We start from the raw sequence: 20134 nt of genomic DNA on the forward strand, positions 1-20134 counted from the left end.
CGTCAGTCATACCAGGCCGGTCGTCGCCGCGCGAGGCGCCCCGTCAGCCCACGATCCTCAGGAATGCCTCGTCATGCGCCAGCGCCGCCAGGTGCAGCTCCTGCCACACGCGGCCCTGAGCATCTCTCAGGCGCTTGCCCACGAAGCCGGGCCGCACCGTGCGCTCGTCCACGCCATCGTCGGCCGGTTGGAGTTGGTCGCGGCTGCGCAGGCCGGCCAGCCTTTCCACCAGCAAGGCGCAATTGATGTCCAGCGACGGGTTGAGCGCGATCAGCCGAGCCTGCTCCCGCAGGCCGTCGGCGCCTGGCACGTTCGCAGCCTTCAGGCCCAGGAAGGCGGCCAGGTCGACCACGCCGTGCAGGCCACCGCGCAGGTTGGCCACGCCCAGAAACCAGGGCGAGGTGTGAGGCACGCTCACGCACGACGAGAACGGAAAGATCTCGCCGGCATCCTGCAGCGGCAACAGGAAACGCCGACCCGCGGACTCCACCGCCAGCCAGCTGGCCGTGCGCGCCTCGGTGCGCGCGGCCTGCAAACGCTCGGCCAGCCGGCTTTGCAGCTCACGCAGCGCTTCTTTGTTCGCCATGGTGTGTGTCTGTGGTTGCGGAAAATGCAGCCTCGCAGATCCGCGCTGCGAGGGCCGCGACGGCTCATCAATCGAAGGCGCGGATCTTGCTGATCAGCTCGTCGGCATCCACGGGCTTGACCACATAGTCGCGTGCGCCCTGGCGCATGCCCCAGACCTTGTCGGTCTCTTGGTTCTTGCTCGTGCACATGATCACGGGCACGTCGGCGAAGTTGGGGTCGCGCGTGATCGAGCGCGTGAGCTGGAAACCGTTCTGACCCGGCATGACGACGTCCATCAGGATCAGATCGGGCTTTTCTTCGGCCAGACGGCGCCACGCTTCCTCTCCATTTTCGGCAGTGCGAACACTGTAGCCGCGCTTGGTCAGCAGCTCGGACAGATGATGCAGCTCGGTCTTCGAGTCGTCGACCAACAGAATCTTCTTGACTGGCATGGCTTTCTACCTCACTCGGTCAGGGCCCCAACTTGGGTGCCCCGTGCAAACGTACGTACTCAATGAGAAAGGGCGCCTGCTGGGGGGCGCCCGAGGATTCATGCAATACGGCGGTGCTGTTCCACAGCCTGTAGCAACTGGTCTTTGGTGAACGGCTTGGTCAGGTAGTCCTGCGAGCCGACCATGCGCCCGCGCGCCTTGTCGAACAGGCCGTCCTTGGAGGACAACATGATCACCGGTACCGCGGAGAACTTGGGATTGCGCTTGATGATCGCGCAGGTCTGGTAGCCGTCGAGCCGCGGCATCAGGATGTCGCAGAAGATCAGGTGCGGCTCGTGGTCGTTGACCTTCGCCAGCGCGTCGAAGCCGTCCTCGGCCAACACCACCTCGTAGCCGCCTTGCTTGAGGAAGATCTCGGCACTGCGGCGGATGGTGTTGCTGTCGTCGATGACGAGCACCTTGGTGGCCCCCTCGGACGCGGTCTGACTGATCGAAGCAGCGGTGTCGCTCACTGAAGCCCTCTCCTCAACGACTTGAACTGGCTGTTCTCGCGTCTGTTGCGCTAGATCTGCACCATTTCGAAGTCTTCTTTGCGAGCGCCGCATTCGGGGCAGACCCAGTTCATCGGCACGTCGGCCCAGGCAGTGCCTGGCGGGATGCCGTGTTCAGGATCGCCAGCGGCCTCGTCATAGATCCATCCGCAAATCAGGCACATCCAGGTTCGAGACTCGCTCACTTTGTATCAGTTTCACTACAATGATGCGAGGCATTGTAGCCTTGTGAACACACAAAACCGCGAGGGTTTGTGCGAACTTACACGTGATTGTTCATGTGAAGTGCTGCTGTAACCGCCCTCGCCCACCGCACCGGCCCGCACCCATGTCCCAGACCCCCCAAGACCCGGCCCCGGCCCCCGGCGCCCCCGAGGACGCCGGCGCCCCGCCGTGCGTGATGAGCTTCAACGCCAACGATCCCAGCGGGGCCGGCGGCCTGGGCGGCGACGTGGCCACCCTGTGCGCGATGGGAGCGCACCCGCTGCCCGTGGTCACGGCCATCTTGCTGCGCGACACCGCTGAGGTCTTCGACCACCATGTGCTCGACGACGAGGCAGTGGTCGAGCAGGCCCGCACCATCCTCGAAGACACGCCCATCGCCGCCTGGAAGGTGGGCTTCCTCGGCAGTGCGGAAACGATTGGCGCCGTCGCCGAGGTGTTGTCCGACTACCCGGACGTGCCGCTCGTGGCCTATTTGCCCAGCCTGCCCTGGATGGAGGAATCCGCACACGAGGCCTACCACGAGGCATTTCGCGAACTGGTGCTGCCGCAAGCGTCGGTGCTGGTGGGCAACCACAAGACCCTCACCGACTTCCTCCTGCCCGAGTGGGATGCCGACCGGCCGGCCTCGCCACGCGAGCTGGCCGTGGCGGCCGCCGAGCACGGCACGCGTTTCGTGCTCGTCACCGGCATCCAGCTGCCCGATCACTACGTCGACAACGTGCTGGCCACGGCCGAGGGGCCGGTCAGCGGTGAACGCTTCGAGCGCTTCGACACCGGCTTCGTCGGCGCCGGCGAGACGCTGTCGGCCGCGCTGGCGGCGATGCTGGCCAATGGGGCCGAGGTCACGGATGCCGCCGCCGAGGCGCTGGCCTTCCTCGACCAGACCTTGGATGCCGGCTTCCGGCCCGGCATGGGCGGGGTGATTCCTGACCGCTTCTTCTGGGCCCTGCCGCCGGCGGAGGGGGCCGAAGAGGGCTCCAACGAGGCCGACGAGGGCGAAACCCCCGATTCTCGCCACATCCACTGAACCGCCGCGGGCCGGCCCGACGGCCCTGCCCGCCTGAGCATCGCATGGCCACCAACGACCAACTCTTCGAACGCGCCCGCAAGGTCATCCCTGGCGGCGTCAACTCGCCCGTGCGCGCCTTCCGCGCCGTGGGCGGCACGCCGCGCTTCATCACGCGAGCCCAAGGCGCCCATCTGTACGACGCCGAGGGCCGCCGCTACATCGACTACATCGGCTCCTGGGGCCCGATGATCCTGGGTCACGGCCACCCCGCCGTGGTCGAGGCCGTGCAGCGGGCCGTGACCGAGGGCTTGTCCTTCGGCGCGCCCACCGAGCGCGAGATCGAGCTGGCCGAGGCCATCCTGGCCCTGGTGCCCTCGATGGAACAGGTGCGTCTGGTGAGCTCGGGCACCGAGGCAGCGATGAGCGCGATCCGCCTGGCGCGCGGCGCCACCGGCCGGCCCGGGCTCATCAAGTTCGAAGGTTGCTACCACGGCCATGCCGATGCGCTGCTGGTGAAGGCCGGCTCCGGACTGGCCACCTTCGGCCACCCCACCAGTGCCGGGGTGCCGCCCGAGGCCGTGCAGCACACCCTGGTGCTGGAGTACAACAACCTCGATCAGCTCGAAGCCGCCTTTGCCGAACACGGCGCGCAGCTCGCCTGCGTGATGATCGAGCCGATCGCCGGCAACATGAACTTCGTGCGCGCCAGCGTGCCGTTCATGACCCGGCTGCGCGAGCTGTGCACGCGGCACGGCGCGCTGCTGGTCTTCGACGAGGTCATGACCGGCTTCCGCGTGGGCCTGCACGGCGCGCAGGGGTTGTACGGCCGGCTCATCCCGGGCTTCCAGCCGGACCTCAGCGTCTTCGGCAAGGTGATCGGCGGGGGCATGCCGCTGGCGGCCTTCGGCGGCCCGCGCGCCATCATGGAGCACCTCTCGCCCACGGGTCCGGTCTACCAGGCCGGCACCCTGTCAGGCAACCCGGTGGCCACCGCCTGCGGCCTGGCCACGCTGCGCGAGATCGCCCGGCCCGGTTTCTTCGAGGCCTTGTCGGCGCGCACCCGCTCGCTGGTGGACGGCCTGCAGGGCGCGGCGCGTGAGGCCGGCGTCGATCTCGCCGTCGACTGCGAAGGCGGCATGTTCGGCTTCTTCCTGGCGCGCGAGCTGCCTCAGCATTACGGGCAGGTGATGGCCACCGACAAAGACGCCTTCAACCGCTTTTTCCACGGCATGCTCGAGCGCGGGGTCTACCTCGCCCCCGCCTTGTACGAAGCCGGCTTCGTCAGCGCCGCCCACACGGCCGAGGACATCACCGCCACCGTCGAGGCCGCCCGCGCCGCCTTCGCCGCCTGATTCCCTGATTCCCGGTCCGCGCCGGGCTTCACGCATGCACCTTCACATCCTCGGCATCTGCGGCACCTTCATGGGCGGGCTGGCCGCCCTGGCCCGCGAGGCGGGCCACCGCGTCACCGGCTGCGATGCCGGGGTCTATCCGCCCATGAGCGACCAGTTGCGCGAGCTGGGCATCGAGCTGATCGAGGGCTACGGCGCCGACCAGCTCGCGCTGCGGCCCGACGTCTGGGTGGTGGGTAACGTGGTGAGCCGCGGCAACCCGCTGATGGAGGCCGTGCTCGATGCGGGCCTGCGCTACACCAGCGGCCCGCAGTGGCTGGCCGAGAACGTCCTGCACGGCCGCCATGTGCTGGCCGTGGCCGGCACGCACGGCAAGACGACCACCACGTCCATGCTGGCCTGGATCCTGGAGGCCGCCGGACATCAGCCGGGCTTCCTGGTCGGTGGCGTGCCGCACAACTTCGGGGTGTCGGCCCGCCTGGGGTCGGGGCCCGCCTTCGTGATCGAGGCCGACGAGTACGACACTGCCTTCTTCGACAAGCGCAGCAAGTTCGTGCACTACCGGCCGCGCACCGCCGTGCTGAACAACCTGGAGTTCGACCACGCCGACATCTTCGACGACCTGGCGGCGATCGAACGCCAGTTCCACCACCTCGTGCGCACCGTGCCCTCAAGCGGCCGCCTCGTGGTCAATGCCCGCGAGACCAGCCTGCAGCGAGTGCTCGACAAGGGCTGCTGGAGCGAGGTGGTGCGCTTCGGCGGGTCCGGGGGCTTCGAGGCCCTGGGGGAGCCGCACGACTTCGAGGTGCGCCGCGACGGTCGGGCGGTGGGCCGGGTACGCTGGGATCTGCTGGGCGAGCACAACCAGTTGAACGCGCTGGCTGCGATCGCCGCGGCCGAGCACCTGGGGGTGGCCCCGCAGGCGGCGACCGAGGCCCTGGGCTCCTTCCGCAACGTGCGCCGGCGGCTCGAAGTGCGCGGGCGGGCCGGCGGCGTGACGGTCTATGACGACTTCGCCCACCATCCCACGGCCATCCGCACCACGATCGACGGCCTGCGCCGGCGCGTGGGGACGGCGCGCATTCTGGCCGTCTTCGAACCGCGCTCGAACACGATGAAACTGGGTACGATGAAGGCGCAACTGCCGTGGTCGCTGGAGCAGGCCGATCTCGCCTTCTGTCACAGCGGCGGTCTAGGCTGGGACGCCGCCCAGGCCCTGGCCCCGATGGGCGCCAAAGCCCAGGTGGCCGACAGCATCGACGCAGTGATCGCGCAGGTGCTGGCGGCAGCCCGCCCGGGCGACCACGTGCTGTGCATGAGCAACGGCAGCTTCGGCGGCCTGCATGGCCGCCTGCTGGAGGCACTGGCGGCGCGCTGAGCCGCCGTGCACGGGTCAACGGTGCTTGAACACCGGGGGGCGCTTGGCCAGGAAAGCCTCCATGCCCTCCTTCTGGTCCTCGGTGGCAAAGAGGGCGTGGAAAGCACGGCGCTCGAAGAGCAAGCCTTCGTTGAGTGGCGCCTCATAGGCCCGGTTGACGCACTCCTTGGCCGCAATCAGGCTGGGCAGCGAGTAGCTGCACATCGCATCAGCCGCAGCAAAGGCCTCGTCCAGCAGCTTGTCGGCCGGCACCACGCGCGACACCAGGCCGGCGCGTTCGGCCTCGGCCGCATCCATCATGCGCCCGGTGAGCGTCAGGTCCATCGCCTTGGCCTTGCCCACCGCGCGCGGCAGGCGCTGCGTGCCGCCCGCACCGGGGATGATGCCCAGCTTGATCTCGGGCTGGCCGAACTTCGCGGTGTCTGCGGCGATGATGAGGTCGCACATCATCGCCAACTCGCAGCCCCCACCCAGCGCGAAGCCGGAGACCGCGGCGATCACCGGCTTGCGCACGCGCTTGAGGGTTTCCCAGTTGCGGGTGATGAAGTCGGATTTGTAGACCTCCATGTAGGTCCACTTCGCCATGGCCGAGATGTCGGCCCCGGCCGCAAAGGCCTTCTCGCTGCCGGTGATGACCATGCAGCCGATGGACTCGTCAGCATCGAAGGCCAGCAGGGCCTCGCCCAGCTGATCCATCAGCGCATCGTTGAGGGCGTTGAGCTGCTTGGGCCGGTTCAGGGTGATGACACCCACCTTCAGCGCGGCCTGGCCGCGCACCTGGGTCAGGATGAGGGGTTCGCTCACGGGGTTCTCCTTTCGAAGCCCCTCACTATACGGCCCCGCCCGCGGCGTGAAATCCGACCGGGCCGCAGCCCCGGCGCGGCCCCCGGGGCGGTGCTTTCCTGGTGGCGTGGCGCCCCGTGGCGCGCTAAGCTGTGTTCATCGCGCGCAACCAGGGTGACCGATGGCTACGGTGTACCGCAAAACAGAAAAAGGGCAGGCCGAGATCGCCACCCGCCAGAACCAGCTGGCGATGAAACTGCGTTCGGCGCTGATCATGGTGGATGGCAAGCGCACGGACGAGGAGCTGCTGCGCATGATCCCCGGCGATGGTCATGACCTGCTCCAGCAGTTGCGCGATCAGGGTTACATCGAGGTGATCGCCGTCACCGCCCAGCGGTCGGCGTCGAACGGGGCAAAAGCTCCCGACAGCGTGCCTGCGCCGGCCGAATCGGGTTTCAGCCAGGGCCCCACGGGCTCGGAATTCGTCACCTTGCGCCAACAGGCCGCCCGCTTCGTCTCCGAGCAGCTCGGGCCCATGGGCGACGACCTGGCCGTGCGCTTGGAGAAGTCCAAGGCCTGGGCGGACATGAAGCCGGTGCTGACCATGGCCCAGCGGGTGCTGCAGGACAACCGCGGTCCGACGACGGCCGAGGCCTTCCGTATCCGCTTCATCGACCCGTATTGAGCCGCTTGGGCCCCACGTGGGGCAGGGCCCTCGTCAGCGGGCCTTCAACCAGGCACGCCGGCGTTCCAGTGCGGCGGCTTCGGCCGGATCGGCCGGCACCAGCGCCACGGACCCGAGCCCCGCAGGGAACTGCACCGCCAGCTCGAGCACGCGCTGGTCGCGGCTGACGAGCAGGAGCGCCTTGCCGGGCCTGCCGGCATGCGCCAGGTAAACCGAGAGATCGTCGAGCTTGCGCAGGCGCCAACCGTCCACGGCCAACAGCTCGTCGCCTGCGGCCAGCCCGGCGCGCTCGGCGGCGCTGCCACGCAGCACCGTCTTCACCGTCACCGCACCGTTCTCGCCCGCACGCACCCCCAGACGCTGGGCCCAACTCGGCGCCTCGCGCTGCCAGCGCACCGCATGGGCACGCAACAGCTCTTCCAGAGGCAGATCCTGGGTGCCGTGCACCCAGGACTGGATCTCCCGGCGGTAGCTGCGCCCGCTCACGGCCTGCAGCGCCTGTGCGAACAGAGCCTCGTCCATCGGGCCGCCATCGGTGTGGCGCCACAGCCAGGCCATCACCTCGTCCAGTGTCCCCTGCCCTTCCAGGCGCAGCCGCAGATCCAGGGCCAGCGCGACGAGTGCGCCCTTGGTGTAGTAGCTGATCGTGGCGTTGACGGTGTTCTCGTCGGGGCGGTAGTACTTCACCCAGGCATCGAAGCTGGCCTGGGCCACACTTTGCACCTGGCGACCCGGCAGCGTGATGGTGTTGGTGATCGTGCGCGCCAGCAGCTTGAGGTAGCGGGCCTCGTCGATCAGGCCGGCGCGGCACAGCAGCAGGTCATCATAGTAGGACGTGAAGCCTTCGAAGAACCACAGCAGCCGCGTGTAGTTCTCGCGGCTGTAGTCGTAGCGCGCGAATTCCGCCGGCCGCAGGCGCTTGACGTTCCAGGCGTGGAAATACTCGTGGCTGATCAGGCCCAGCAGCGTGACGTAGCCGTCGGACAGGCCCTCGTCGCCCAGGCGCGGCAGGTCGCGCCGGCTGCAGATCAGCGCAGTGCTGGCGCGGTGTTCCAGGCCGCCGTAGCCGTCGTCGACAACATTAAGCAGAAAGACATAGCGCGCAAAGGGCGGCTTACGCCGACCATGCCAGAAAGCAATGGCCGTCTCACAGATGCGCTGGGTATCGCGCAGCAGGCGCTCGCCGTCGAAGCTCGGGGCCGCCCCGGCCACGACGAACTCGTGTTCCACACCCTGGGCCTTGAAGCACCCGCGCCAGAAACGCCCCAGTTCCACCGGGTGGTCGACCAGTTCGTCATAGTCGGCCGCCTCGTACACGCCCTGCCCCCGCGCATCGGTGCGCACCGCCGGCAAGGCCGTGGCCGCCTGCCAGCCGTAGGGCAGGCCACGCAGCTCGACACGATGGGGCTCATCCTCGCGGCCATGCACGCGCAGGAAGACCCCTGTGCCGTTGAAGAAGCCGCGGTGGGCGTCGAGGTAGGCAGCGCGCACTGAGGTGTCGAAGGCGTAGACCTGGTATTCGATCTCGAGCGCGGCCGTGCCGGTGCAGCGGGCCCGCCAAGTGCACTTGTCGAGCTGCTCCAGCGGCACGGTGCGCGCCCCTTGCCGAGCCGTGAGGTGCTGGAGGTGGCGGGCAAACTCGCGCACCAGATAGCTGCCGGGGATCCACACGGGCAGCGACACCGAGGTATCGGCCTCGGGACGGGCGATGCGCAGCACCACGCGGTAGAGGTGGGCCTGCAGGCTGTGCGGTTCGATGCGGTAGTGGATCATCCGATGCGCTCAGCGGGCCTTGACCTGGGCGAGCTGCTGCTCGATCTGGGCGGTGTTGAGCGCGCCGGGGATGCGCGTGCCGTCCTCGAAGATCAGGGCCGGCGTGCCATTGATGCGGTGCTTGCGCGCCAGCTCGGTGGAGCGTTCCACGGCTTTCCAATCGCAGCCGGCCGGCGCCGGCGGCGGAGCGATGCCGCGCAGCATCAGATCCTGCCAGGCCTTGAGGCGGTCCTTGGCGCACCACACGTCGCGCGACTTGGCTTGCGAATCGGGGCCGATGGGCACCGGGTAGAGGAAGGTGTAGACGGTCACGTCCTTGACCTGCTGGACGTCGCGCTCGAAGCGCTTGCAGTAGCCACAGTTCGGGTCGGCGAAGACGGCGATCCTGCGCTTGCCGGAGCCGTTCTTCATCACGATGGCGTCCTTGAGCGGCAGGCTGGCGAAATCGATGGCCGTAAGCCGGGCCACGCGCTCCTGGGTGAGGTTGCGCTGCGCCTCCAGGTCGATCAGCTCGCCGCGGATCAGATAGTTGCCCTGGGCATCGGTGTAGTAGACCTCATGGCCGACCTGCAACTCGAACAGGCCGGGCACCGGCGTGGGCAGGATCTCCAGCTTTGCATCCGGCGGCACGCGGGCCTCGAACTTCTTGCGGATCACCGCCTCGTTGGACCCGGCGGGCAGGGCCAGGGCTGCCAGCAGCAGCGCGGCCAGGGTGGAGCGCAAAGACATCACGGATTCCTTCAGGCATCGAGCGCACGGGCTGTGAGCCAGCGCTTCAGGGGAGACAGGGCATTGACCAGACCCAGGCCACGGTTGCGGAGTTCCTTCACCGGTGGGGACGAGGCTGCGAACAGGTGCAGCAGGCCATCGGTGAGTTGCCCCATGGCCCAGGTGGGGGCACTGCGCTCTCGCGCATAGCGGCGCAGCAGTCGCTCGTCGCCCAGGCGACGCCAGGACTCGCGCGCGCCCAGCACCCCGGCCAGGGCCTGCACGTCGGCCAGGCCCAGATTGAGCCCCTGTCCGGCCAGCGGATGCACCACATGGGCTGCATCGCCCAGCAGCACCCAGCCCGGGCCGCACACGCGGTCGGCCCGGGCGAGCGCCAGCGGCCAGCCCACGCAGGCGCCGTGCAGTTGGAGCCGGCCGACCACGCCGCCCGTGGCCTCGTTCAAGACCCGGTCCAGTGCGCCCGGCGGCGCCTCCAGCCAGGCCTGCGCCTGGGCCTGGGGCAACGACCACACCAGGGCGTAGGAGCAGTCGGCCTGCGGACGATCGAAAGGCAGCAGGGCCAGCACATCGGGGCTGCGGAACCACTGTCGAGCCACGCCCCGGTGCGGGGCATCGGCCACCAGCCGGGCCGCCAGCGCCGTCTGACCATAGTCGTGCCGCGTCCATTGCACCCCCAGCGCCGTGCGGCGCGCGGAGTAGCGGCCTTCACAGATGGCCTCGAGCTCGGCCTGGACCGGCCGATCGACCACCGTCACATGCGGTTGGAACTGCAGTGCCCGCGCGAGTTCCTGCTCGAGGGCCGCCGCATCGACGATCCACGCCAGCTCGCGCACCCCCTGTTGCCAGGCCGAGAACTCCAGCGCGGCGCCCGGGGCATCGCCCTCCACACGCATGTCGTAGACGGGCGTGGCCGCCCCTGCAGGCAGATGGGGCCAGACCTTCAGTCCTTCGAGCAGGGCCACCGATCTGGCGTTGAGCGCGTAGGCGCGCACGTCTTCGACGGGTGTCGCCGACGGCGGTGCGCTGATCGCCACGCGCAGGCCTTCGCGCGCCAGGGCCAGCGCCAGCGTCTTGCCGACGATGCCGTGGCCCAGGATGGAAACGTCGTAACGGGTCATGAAGGCTCATTGTAGGGGCCGGGGCTCTATGATCCTGTCCATGCCCCCCTTCTCGTCCCCGTGGCCCCGACGTGCGGCATGGCTGGCCGCCGGTCTGGCGACCCTGGCCATGATCGCGGCCGCCTGGCTGGTCCTGCAGTTCGACGCCGAACGCTACAAGGGCCTGGCGGTCGATTGGGTGCGTGAACACCACCAGCGTGAACTGAAGCTCGAAGGGCCGGTGAGCCTGCGTCTGCTGCCGCGGCTGGCCGTGCGCATCGAGCGGGCCTCGCTGAGCGAACGCCAGCGGCCCGAGACGTTTGCCAGCGTCGAGCAGGCCTCGCTGTCGGTGGCCCTGTGGCCGTTGCTGCGCGGTGCGCTGGAAGTCGACCGGGTCGAACTGCGCAATGCCAGCGTCCGCCTCACGCGCGACAGCGAAGGCCGACGCAACATCGACGACCTGCTCCAGCCCCGTCCGCCCCTGGACAACCCGGCGCCCGCGGCACCGTCGGCCGCCACCGGCTCGCTGCGCTTGGACGTGCAGGGCGTCCTGGTCGAGAACCTGCGGGTGCACCTCGACGACCGGCCCGCGGCCGTGCGCGGCGAGGTGTTGTGGCGCCGCCTGCGCGCCGGCCGCCTGGCCCACCAGGTGCCCACCGACATCGAATTCGATCTGCAAGCCCGCATGGACGAACCGGCCGCCCAGGTGGATGTCCAGGGTCGTGCGCGCGTGCAGTTCGACCTCGACACCACGTCGCTGGCGCTGCGCGAGATGGCCCTGAGCGTGCAGGGGCAGGCCTTGGGCTGGACCGACGTCACAGCACGGCTCGAAGGCATGCTGGCCTATGACGGCCCGCAGCACGCGGTGCAGGCCGAAGGCCTGCACCTGGCCTGGAGCGCCACCCGCGGTGCGATGCAGTGGCACGACAGCAGCCTGAGCATCACCCGCTTCGGCTTCGAGCCCGAGCGCAGGTCACTCGTCGTCGATGCCCTGGCTCTGCGCCTGAAGGCCCGGATGGACGCCCAGACCCTGGCCCTCGATCTCGACTGGCCCTCGCTGGAGGTGGCCGGCGATGCGATCAAGGGAGGGCCGCTGCAGGGTCGGATGGCGGCCTCCGGCCCCACCACCGTGCAGGCCGAGTTCCGTTGCGCGGCGCCCCGCGGCCGCTTCGACCGCGTCGAGCTGCCCGACCTGCTGCTGCGCTTGAAGGGCCGCAGCGGCGCTCATGTGCTCGACGGCCAGGCCCAGGCCCTGCTGACGGTGCAGCCCCAGCCTTTGCAGGTCGCCTTGCTCCACCTGCGCGGCAGCGCACGCGTGGAGACCCCGGGCTTGCAACCGCAGACCCTGCAGTTCCAGGGACAGGCGCAGGGCTCGGCCGGGCCGTCGCCATGGCAGCTCGAGGGCCGGCTCGGCAACAACCGTTTCACCACGTCCGGCCGCCTGGATCTGTCCACCGCCGTGCCGACGGTGCAGGCCCAGGCCCGCTTCGACCGGCTCGACTTCAACGAGGTGCTGGCCCCCTCGGCCGCACCCGCCCCACAGCCTGCCAGCGCCCCCGCAGGCCCCAGGGCGGTGGATCTGTCCGTCCTGCAGGCCGTGCAGGGCCGCTTGGAATTGCAGGCCGGCGAACTCGCCTACCGGCACTACCGCCTGGCTGACGTGCACCTGCAGGCCGAGGTGCAGGACGGCACCCTGGTCGTGCCCACCCTGGCCGGCCGCCTCTGGGGGGGCCGCATCGATGGCAGCGCGCGCGCGCAGGCCGGCAGCCGCCGGCTCGCCCTGCGCGGCCTGGCCCGGGGCATCGACGTGGGCGCTGCGGTACGCGATGTGGCCGGCAAGGATCTGATCGCCGGACGCGGCGACCTGCAGGTGGATGTGAGCACCCAGGGCCCCACCGTGGAGGCGCTGCGCTCGGCCCTGGCTGGCCAGGCTGCGCTGCAGGTGCGTGACGGCGCGGTCAAGGGCTTCAACCTGGCCCGTGCACTGCGCGGAGCCCGGGCCGCCCTCACGCTCAACCGCGATGCGCTCCAGCAAGCCCGTGCCACCGAGCAGACGGATTTCTCGGAGATGAGCGTGAGCTTCCAGATCGCCGAGGGCGTGGCGCGCAGCGACGATCTCGACATGAAGAGCCCCTTCCTGCGCGTGGCAGGTGAGGGGCTGATCGACATCGGCCGCAACCGCATCGACTACACCGTGCGCGCCGCCGTCACCTCCACGGCCCAGGGGCAAGGCGGCCCCGAGCGGGACGCCCTGCGCGGCCTGATCGTGCCGGTGCGGCTGACCGGACCGCTGGAGGCCATCGAGTGGAACGTGCGCTGGTCGGCCGTGGCCGCCCAGGCCGCCACCTCCCGCCTGCGCAGCCGACTGGAGGACGAGCTCAAGGGCCGACTGGGCGGGCGGGCTGCGCCTGCCGACGCTGCGGCGTCCGAGCCAGCGGCCCCGCGCAGCTTGGAAGACGTGGCGAAGGACCAACTGAAAGAGAAGCTGAAAGGACTTTTCAAGTGAGCGACGTGAACTTCCGCGTGGGGGCGCTGTACGTGCACCCGATCAAGTCCTGTGCCGCCGTGCCGGTCCACGAAGCCCTGGTGGTCGAGACCGGCCTGGAGTTCGACCGCGCCTGGATGGTGGTCGATGAGCGCGGCGACTTCCTCAGCCAGCGCGAACTGCCGCGCATGGCCCTGATCCGACCGACCCTGCGCGCGGCCGACATGGTGCTGCGCGCCCCGGGCATGCTGGCCCTGCACATCGCCTACGACACCGTGGAGGCCCCTACGCGCGTGACGGTCTGGAACGACACCGTGCCCGCCTACGACATGGGCGACCTGGCCGCCCAATGGTTCAGCGACTTCCTGGGCCGGCCTGTGCGTCTGGTGCGCTTCGATCCCGAGCACAAACGCCTGTCCAGCCTGAAGTGGACCGGCGGCCTCGAAGCCGAAAACCAGTTCGCCGACGGCTTCCCGCTGCTGGTCGTCACCCGTTCGGCGCTGGACGAGCTCAACACGCGCCTGACCGCCCGGGGACAGCCAGCGGTGACGATGGAACGCTTCCGTCCCAACCTCGTGCTCGAGGCGGTGGACGACACGCTGGTGGCCCATGGGGAGGATCACCTCGACGAGCTGAGCATCCCCACCGACGAGGGCCCCGTGCGCCTGAAGCTCGTGAAGCCTTGCGTGCGCTGCTCCATCCCCGACGTGGACCCGGCCACGGCCGAGACGGGCCATGCCGTGGGCGACGCGTTGGCGGGCTACCGGGCCGACGCCCGCATGGACGGCGGCCTGACCTTCGGCATGAATGCCATCGTGCTGGAGGGCGTGGAGCGCCTGCTGCGTGTAGGCGCCGCAGGCACGGCCAACCTGCGCTTCTAGGGCCTTGGAGGCGCGCCGCTAAAATTGCAAGTTTCCCCCTGCCCGAAAGACGCCCGCCATGAGCCTGAAATGCGGCATCGTGGGCCTGCCCAACGTGGGCAAGTCCACGCTCTTCAACGCCCTCACCAAGGCCGGCATCGCCGCCGAGAACTACCCCTTCTGCACCATCGAGCCCAATGTGGGCATCGTGGAACTGCCGGACCCGCGCCTGCACAAGCTCGCCGAGATCGTCAAGCCCGAGCGGGTGGTGCCGGCCATCGTCGAGTTCGTGGACATCGCTGGCTTGGTGGCGGGCGCATCCAAGGGCGAGGGCCTGGGCAACCAGTTCCTCAGCCACATCCGCGAGACAGACGCCATCGTCAATGTGGTGCGCTGCTTCGAGGACGACAACGTGGTCCACGTGGCCGGTCGTGTCGACCCCATCGCCGACATCGAGGTCATCCAGACTGAACTGTGTCTGGCCGACCTGGCCACGGTGGAAAAGAGCCTGCAGCGCTACGCCAAGGTGGCCCGGGCCGGCGGCGACAAGGAGGCCCAGCGCCTGGTGGACGTGCTGAAGAAATGCGAGGCCGCGCTGAACGAGGGCCAGCCGGTGCGCACCATCGACTTCAGCAAGGAAGAGCGGATCGTGCTCAAGCCGCTGTGCCTGATCACCGCCAAGCCGGCGATGTTCGTGGGCAATGTGGCCGAGGACGGCTTCGAGAACAACCCCCTGCTGGACCGCCTGAAGGCCTACGCCGCGCAGCAAAACGCTCCGGTGGTGGCCATCTGCGCCAAGACCGAGGCCGAGCTGGCCGACATGAGCGACGAAGACCGGCTGATGTTCCTGCAAGAGATGGGCCAGGACGAACCCGGCCTGAACCGCCTCATCCGCGCCGCCTTCAAGCTGCTGGGCCTGCAGACCTACTTCACCGCCGGCGAGAAGGAAGTGCGCGCCTGGACCGTGCCCATCGGCGCCACGGCCCCCCAGGCCGCCGGCGTGATCCACACCGACTTCGAGCGCGGCTTCATCCGCGCCCAGACCATCGCCTACGACGACTTCATCGCCTACCGGGGCGAGCAAGGCGCCAAGGATGCCGGCAAGATGCGCGCCGAGGGCAAGGACTACATCGTCAAGGACGGCGATGTGATGCACTTCCTGTTCAACGTCTGAGCCCTCATCACTCCACTGGACGAGGCGCCCCTTGCGGGCGCCTCGTTCGTTTCCAGCCGAGGTAACCGCCATGAAACCTGCCCACCCCACCCTGCTCTCACCCATCGTGGCCGGTTGCTGGCGCCTGCACCAGTGGGGCTGGACGCCGCAGGAACGCCTGCGCTGGATCGAGCAGTGCCTGGACCTGGGCGTGACCAGCTTCGACCATGCCGACATCTACGGCAGCTACACCGTCGAAGCCTTGTTCGGCGAGGCCCTGGCACTGGCGCCGCACCTGCGCGCGCGCCTGCAACTGGTGAGCAAGTGCGGCATCCAGCTCGTGTCGCCGCAGCGCCCGCAGCACCGCGTGAAGGCCTACGACAGCTCGCGCGGCCACATCGTGGCGAGCGTGGAGCATTCGCTGAAGGCCCTGCGCACCGATCACCTGGACCTCCTGCTGCTGCATCGCCCCGACCCGCTGCTGGAGGCCGACGAGGTGGCCGAGGCCTTCGAGCACTTGCGCGCGGCGGGCAAGGTCAAGCACTTCGGCGTGTCGAACTACTCGCCAGCGCAGTTCGAGTTGCTGGCCAGCCGCACGAACCTGGTCACGAACCAGGTGGAGTGCTCGCTGCTGCACCTGGCGCCTTTGCACGATGGCACCTTCGATCAAATGCAGCGACTGCGGCTGTCACCGATGATCTGGTCGCCGCTGGCCGGCGGCCGGCTTTTCACCGGCGAAGGCGAGCCCGAGCGGCGCGTGCGGGCCGCCTTGGAATCCGTGGCACGCGAGCACGGCTGCAGCGCGGCCACGGCGGCGCATGCCTGGCTGCTGCGACTGCCCTGCCGGCCCCACCCCATCGTGGGCTCGCGCCGCATCGAGGCGATGCGCGAGGCGGTGGCGGCACTGTCGTTGCCGCTGGATGCGCCGACCTGGCATGCGCTATGGACGGCCAGCACCGGTCGCCCGGTGCCCTGATCGCCTTCAAGCAAAAACGACGATCACCAGGGCATAGCCCAACGCCAGCGTGGCCAGACCGCGCGCAATGTCGCGCAGGAAGCGCCCGACCCGACGCCAACGGCGGCCAGCCGGCGTCTGGACGGGGATGAGAACAGCCCGAGGTCCAACGGCGGGAAGCATGGCAACTCCTGCAGGGCCAACGCAGCCCGGTAGCCTGACCATCCTCGCCTCCCGCGATGAAACGCCGATGACACCGTCAGTGTGGGCTGGGCCGTCACGCCAGCGTCATCAGGGACGCGTTGCCACCAGCGGCGGCCGTGTTCACGCTCACCGAGCGCTCAAGAACCAGGCGCTCCAGGGGCACTGCGGTCTCGCCGCTCGCCAGGCGCGTCAGGTTCACCACCGGGCCCGGGCGTTCCGCCAGGGCCCGCTGCACGGTCAGCGCCGAGTTCGCACTGCCGTGCAGGAGCACGGCATCCAGCCGGCCCGGGGCCTGCAGGGCGTCGGCGCGCAGCTCGACATGCCGGGCCACCTCAGCCGGCAGGCGAGCGGCCAGCGCAGCAGCGTCGGTGGGCCAGACGGCGTGCGCCCCCACGGCCAGCACCGCGGCCAGTTGCACCAGACGGTCCGCATCGGCATCGGCCAGACAGAGCACCGCGTGGCGACCCGACAGGCGATAGGTGTTGCGCTCGCCGGTGGGGCCCGGCAGGGTCTGCACCAGGCCCACCCGCGATGCCGCCGCCAGGCGCTCGCAGACGTCGGCCAGCGCGGGCTGCTCGAAGGCCCCTTCGCGCAAGGCCCAGTCGTGCAGGGCCTGCAGCGCTGGCGGCATCGACGCGGGGTGGCCTCGCAGGGCCCGCGCGAGCACCTCGCCCGGCCCCCGCGCCAGCAAGCGGTACAGGTACAGCGGCCCGCCCGCTTTAGGTCCGGTGCCCGACAGGCCTTCGCCACCGAAAGGCTGGACACCCACCACCGCACCGATCATGTTGCGGTTGACATAGACATTGCCCACGTTCGCGCTGCGCAGCACATGCTCCGCGGTTTCGTCGATGCGAGTGTGCAGGCCCAGCGTGAGGCCGTAGCCGGTGGCGTTGATCTGCGCGATGAGCTCGTCCAGCGCCTCGCGCCGGTAGCGCAGCACATGCAACACCGGGCCGAAGATCTCGTGCTGGAGTTCATCGAGCCGCTCGATCTCGATCAGCGTGGGCGGCACGAAATAGCCGGCCGGCAAGGGCCCGCCATGACGCTCATGAAGCGAGTGGATGCGGCGGCCCCGTGCGCGCATGGCCTCGACGTGGGCCTCGATGCGCGCGCGGGCATCGGCATCGATCACCGGACCCACATCCACGGCCAGGCGGTCGGGGCGGCCGAGCGCCAGCTCCTCCATCGCCCCCTTCAGCATGGTGAGGATGGTGTCGGCCACCTCCTCCTGCAGGCACAGCACACGCAACGCCGAACAACGCTGCCCCGCGCTGTCGAAGGCCGAGGCCAGCACATCGGCCACCACCTGCTCGGGCAAGGCCGAGGAGTCGACGATCATGGCGTTTTGCCCCCCCGTCTCTGCAATGAGTGGCAGCGGCTGGCCGCGATCGTCCAACCGGCCGGCCAGGGCACGCTGCAGTAGCCTGGCCACTTCGGTCGAACCCGTGAACAGCACCCCTCGGATGCGCTCATCGGCCACCAAGCGCGCGCCCACCGTCTCGCCACGGCCCGGCAGCAATTGCAAGGCCTCGCGCGGCACGCCCGCCTGCCACAGGATCTGCACCGCCTGCGCGGCAATCAACGGGGTTTGCTCCGCCGGCTTGGCCAGCACCGCGTTGCCCGCCGCCAGTGCAGCCGCCACCTGCCCCACGAAGATCGCCAGCGGGAAGTTCCATGGACTGATGCACACCACCGGGCCCAGGGGGGCGTGGTCCACACCGTCGAACTCGGCGCGCAGCTGGGCCGCATCGAAGCGCAGGAAGTCCACCGCCTCGCGCACCTCGGCCACGGCATTGGCGGCCGTCTTGCCCGCCTCGCGCATCAGCAAACCCATCAACATGGGCATGCGGGCTTCCAGTGCGTCGGCGGCGCGGTCCAGCACTTCGGCACGCTCGCGCGCGGGCGTCGAGCCCCAGGGGCGGGCCTGCTGCACGGCCCGATCGACGAGCTCGGACGAGGCCTCGACCACCGTGCCCACCCGGTCCTCGGGGTCGGCCGGGTTGCACACCGGCACGACCTCGCCCTCGATCGTCGTGCCATCGGCCACCAGGGGTGCACAACGCCAGGCCTGTCGCCGCGTCGCCTCCAGGGCCTCGGACACCGTCGCCAGCACGCGCTCGTCGGCCAGGTCCAGCCCGCGCGAATTGCGCCGGGCCGCGCCAAAGAGATCGCGCGGCAACACGATGGCCGGATGCGGCCGACCCAGCCCCCCCTCCTGCGACGCCGCCTGCTCCACCTGCTGCACCGGGTCGCGCACCAGCTCGTCCAGCGGCACGGCGGTGTCGGCCATGCGGTGCACAAAGGAAGTGTTGGCGCCGTTTTCCAGCAGGCGGCGCACCAGGTAGGCCAGCAAGGTCTCGTGCGTGCCCACTGGCGCGTAGATGCGGCAGGGGCGCCCCAGGCCGCCCGCCTCGGGCGGGGCCACCACCTGTGCATACAAGGGCTCACCCATGCCGTGCAGGCACTGGAATTCGTACTGCCCCGGCTGCCAGCGCGAGGGGTCGGCCAGGTGGTAGACGGCCGCCAGCGTCTGCGCGTTGTGCGTGGCGAACTGCGGGTACACCGCCTCGGGAGCCGCGAGCAAGGCACGCGCGCACGCAAGGTAGGAGACATCGGTGTGCACCTTGCGCGTGAACACGGGGTAGTCGTCCTGGCCGTCCACCTGGGCGCGCTTGATCTCGCTGTCCCAGTAGGCACCCTTCACCAGTCGCACCATCAGCCGCCGCCGGTGGCGCCGGGCCAGGTCGATCAGGTGCTCGATCACCGGCAGCGCGCGCTTCTGGTAGGCCTGCACCACGAAGCCCAGACCCTGCCACCCGGCCAGCGTGGGCTCGCCGCACAGTCGCTCCAGCAGGTCGAGCGAGAGTTCCAGCCGCTCGGCCTCCTCGGCATCGATGTTCAGGCCCAGATCGTGCGCCTTGGCCCGCTGTGCCAGGCCCAGCAGCACGGGATAAAGCTCGTCCATCACCCGCTCACGCTGCGCACGGTGGTAGCGCGGATGCAGGGCCGACAGCTTGATCGAGATGCCCGGCCCGTCGATCACACCGCGCCCACCCGAAGCCCGTCCGATGGCCTCGATGGCCGTCTCGTAGGCTTGGGCGTAGCGTCGCGCATCGCCGGCCGTCATCGCCGCCTCGCCCAGCATGTCGTAGGAATAGCGGAAGCCCTCGGCCTCGCGCGCCTTCGCGCGCTGCAGCGCCTGGCCGATGGTTTCGCCGGTGACGAACTGCTCGCCCATCAGGCGCATCGCCAGGTCCACCCCCTTGCGGATCAGCGGCTCACCGCCGGCGGCGACCAGTCGCGTGAGCGAGGCCGACAGGCCCGTCTCGCTGTGGGTGGCCACGAGCTTGCCGGTGATCAAGAGGCCCCAGGTGGCTGCGTTCACGAAGAGCGAGGGGCTGCGTCCCAGATGGGCCTGCCACTGACCGTGCGCGATCTTGTCGCGGATCAGCGCATCGCGCGTGGCGGCATCGGGGATGCGCAGCAAGGCCTCGGCCAGGCACATGAGCGCCACGCCCTCCTGTGACGACAGTGAGTATTCGTGCAGCAGGCCCTGCACCAGACCCGCCCGCCCGGCGCCCGCCTGGCGCTCGCGCAGACGCTGCGTGAGGCGGCGGGCCAGGGCCTCGACCGGGGCGGCCAAGCCCTGCGGCAGCCGAGCACGCTCCAACAGGTTCGCCATCACCTCCGGCTCGGGCCGGCGCGCGGCCGCGGTGATGGCACGCCTCAGGGGCGCATCGGCCATCGGGCTCGGGGTATGGAACGGCAAAGGGGCAAGGAGTGACGGGTTCATGGCACGGACCAGGGTGACGATTGCCGCCATGGTGCGCCTGCCGCGAATGGATTGTTGGTGGTTTTCGACACCTCGTGCCGGAT

18 protein-coding genes are annotated in these 20134 nt (G+C 69.6%); 8 read left to right on the forward strand and 10 right to left on the reverse strand.

Annotated features, from left to right (window positions below):
- Positions 1 to 43: 43 nt before the first annotated feature.
- The 4 genes from ACK4ZD_RS00675 to ACK4ZD_RS00690 all read right to left on the reverse strand — a co-directional run bounded on the left by ACK4ZD_RS00675 (position 44) and on the right by ACK4ZD_RS00690 (position 1734).
- Positions 44 to 586, reverse strand: coding sequence for a chemotaxis protein CheW (locus ACK4ZD_RS00675; protein ID WP_409657260.1), 543 nt, complete (start codon positions 584 to 586; stop codon positions 44 to 46).
- Between the two features lie 67 nt (positions 587 to 653).
- Positions 654 to 1019: a PleD family two-component system response regulator gene (locus tag ACK4ZD_RS00680; RefSeq protein ID WP_409657264.1), complete on the reverse strand. Its 366-nt coding sequence runs from the start codon at positions 1017 to 1019 to the stop codon at positions 654 to 656.
- Between the two features lie 98 nt (positions 1020 to 1117).
- A complete protein-coding gene (locus ACK4ZD_RS00685; protein ID WP_409657267.1) occupies positions 1118 to 1531 on the reverse strand; it encodes a PleD family two-component system response regulator in 414 nt (137 codons plus the stop codon).
- A 50-nt stretch (positions 1532 to 1581) separates the two neighbouring features.
- A complete protein-coding gene (locus tag ACK4ZD_RS00690) occupies positions 1582 to 1734 on the reverse strand; it encodes a rubredoxin (protein WP_409657270.1) in 153 nt (50 codons plus the stop codon).
- A 164-nt stretch (positions 1735 to 1898) separates the two neighbouring features.
- On the opposite strand from ACK4ZD_RS00690, the gene ACK4ZD_RS00695 reads away from it, so the two are divergent.
- The 3 genes from ACK4ZD_RS00695 to mpl are packed head-to-tail and all read left to right on the forward strand — an operon-like array spanning position 1899 to position 5534.
- Positions 1899 to 2822, forward strand: coding sequence for a hydroxymethylpyrimidine/phosphomethylpyrimidine kinase (locus ACK4ZD_RS00695; protein ID WP_409657272.1), 924 nt, complete (start codon positions 1899 to 1901; stop codon positions 2820 to 2822).
- A gap of 44 nt (positions 2823 to 2866) precedes the next feature.
- Complete coding sequence (gene hemL, locus ACK4ZD_RS00700) at positions 2867 to 4156, forward strand: glutamate-1-semialdehyde 2,1-aminomutase (protein WP_409657275.1); 1290 nt, start codon at positions 2867 to 2869, stop codon at positions 4154 to 4156.
- A 34-nt stretch (positions 4157 to 4190) separates the two neighbouring features.
- Positions 4191 to 5534, forward strand: a complete 1344-nt coding sequence (gene mpl / locus ACK4ZD_RS00705; RefSeq protein ID WP_409657278.1) for a UDP-N-acetylmuramate:L-alanyl-gamma-D-glutamyl-meso-diaminopimelate ligase — start codon at positions 4191 to 4193, stop codon at positions 5532 to 5534.
- A gap of 15 nt (positions 5535 to 5549) precedes the next feature.
- Here the strand turns inward: mpl and ACK4ZD_RS00710 are convergent, their stop codons facing one another.
- Positions 5550 to 6338: an enoyl-CoA hydratase gene (locus tag ACK4ZD_RS00710; protein WP_409657281.1), complete on the reverse strand. Its 789-nt coding sequence runs from the start codon at positions 6336 to 6338 to the stop codon at positions 5550 to 5552.
- A 229-nt stretch (positions 6339 to 6567) separates the two neighbouring features.
- Between ACK4ZD_RS00710 and ACK4ZD_RS00715 the strand changes: the two genes are divergently transcribed.
- Positions 6568 to 7002 carry a hypothetical protein gene (locus ACK4ZD_RS00715; RefSeq protein WP_409657284.1) on the forward strand — a complete coding sequence of 145 codons (435 nt, stop codon included), beginning with the start codon at positions 6568 to 6570 and terminating at the stop codon, positions 7000 to 7002.
- A gap of 33 nt (positions 7003 to 7035) precedes the next feature.
- Here ACK4ZD_RS00715 and ACK4ZD_RS00720 read toward each other — a convergent pair whose 3' ends face one another.
- Genes ACK4ZD_RS00720 through ACK4ZD_RS00730 form a run of 3 tightly spaced genes read right to left on the reverse strand, consistent with a single transcriptional unit; the run spans position 7036 to position 10622 of the window.
- On the reverse strand, positions 7036 to 8775 hold the full coding sequence (locus tag ACK4ZD_RS00720) for a M61 family metallopeptidase (RefSeq protein WP_409657287.1): 1740 nt from the start codon (positions 8773 to 8775) through the stop codon (positions 7036 to 7038).
- Between the two features lie 9 nt (positions 8776 to 8784).
- Positions 8785 to 9504 (reverse strand): DsbC family protein, encoded by a 720-nt coding sequence (locus tag ACK4ZD_RS00725; RefSeq protein WP_409657292.1) that lies wholly within the window; start codon positions 9502 to 9504, stop codon positions 8785 to 8787.
- An 11-nt stretch (positions 9505 to 9515) separates the two neighbouring features.
- Positions 9516 to 10622 (reverse strand): FAD-dependent monooxygenase, encoded by a 1107-nt coding sequence (locus tag ACK4ZD_RS00730; RefSeq protein ID WP_409657295.1) that lies wholly within the window; start codon positions 10620 to 10622, stop codon positions 9516 to 9518.
- A gap of 40 nt (positions 10623 to 10662) precedes the next feature.
- Here ACK4ZD_RS00730 and ACK4ZD_RS00735 point away from each other — a divergent pair, with 40 nt between their 5' ends.
- From ACK4ZD_RS00735 to ACK4ZD_RS00750, 4 genes are all read left to right on the forward strand, one after another.
- Positions 10663 to 13107, forward strand: a complete 2445-nt coding sequence (locus ACK4ZD_RS00735) for an AsmA family protein (protein WP_409657297.1) — start codon at positions 10663 to 10665, stop codon at positions 13105 to 13107.
- Positions 13104 to 13967, forward strand: coding sequence for an MOSC domain-containing protein (locus tag ACK4ZD_RS00740; protein ID WP_409657300.1), 864 nt, complete (start codon positions 13104 to 13106; stop codon positions 13965 to 13967). Before ACK4ZD_RS00735 ends, ACK4ZD_RS00740 begins: the two co-directional genes overlap by 4 nt.
- Positions 13968 to 14025: 58 nt before the next feature.
- Positions 14026 to 15120 (forward strand): redox-regulated ATPase YchF, encoded by a 1095-nt coding sequence (ychF, locus tag ACK4ZD_RS00745; RefSeq protein WP_409657303.1) that lies wholly within the window; start codon positions 14026 to 14028, stop codon positions 15118 to 15120.
- Positions 15121 to 15190: 70 nt separating this feature from the next.
- Complete coding sequence (locus tag ACK4ZD_RS00750) at positions 15191 to 16075, forward strand: aldo/keto reductase family oxidoreductase (RefSeq protein WP_409657306.1); 885 nt, start codon at positions 15191 to 15193, stop codon at positions 16073 to 16075.
- Positions 16076 to 16081: 6 nt separating this feature from the next.
- On the opposite strand, the gene ACK4ZD_RS00755 is transcribed toward ACK4ZD_RS00750, so the two are convergent.
- Both ACK4ZD_RS00755 and putA read right to left on the reverse strand, forming a co-directional pair.
- Positions 16082 to 16237, reverse strand: a complete 156-nt coding sequence (locus tag ACK4ZD_RS00755; RefSeq protein WP_409657309.1) for a hypothetical protein — start codon at positions 16235 to 16237, stop codon at positions 16082 to 16084.
- Positions 16238 to 16331: 94 nt separating this feature from the next.
- Positions 16332 to 20051: a trifunctional transcriptional regulator/proline dehydrogenase/L-glutamate gamma-semialdehyde dehydrogenase gene (gene putA / locus ACK4ZD_RS00760; protein ID WP_409657312.1), complete on the reverse strand. Its 3720-nt coding sequence runs from the start codon at positions 20049 to 20051 to the stop codon at positions 16332 to 16334.
- Positions 20052 to 20134 lie beyond the last annotated feature (83 nt).

This window comes from Caldimonas sp. (genome assembly GCF_046291045.1).
GTDB lineage: Bacteria > Pseudomonadota > Gammaproteobacteria > Burkholderiales > Burkholderiaceae_C > Caldimonas.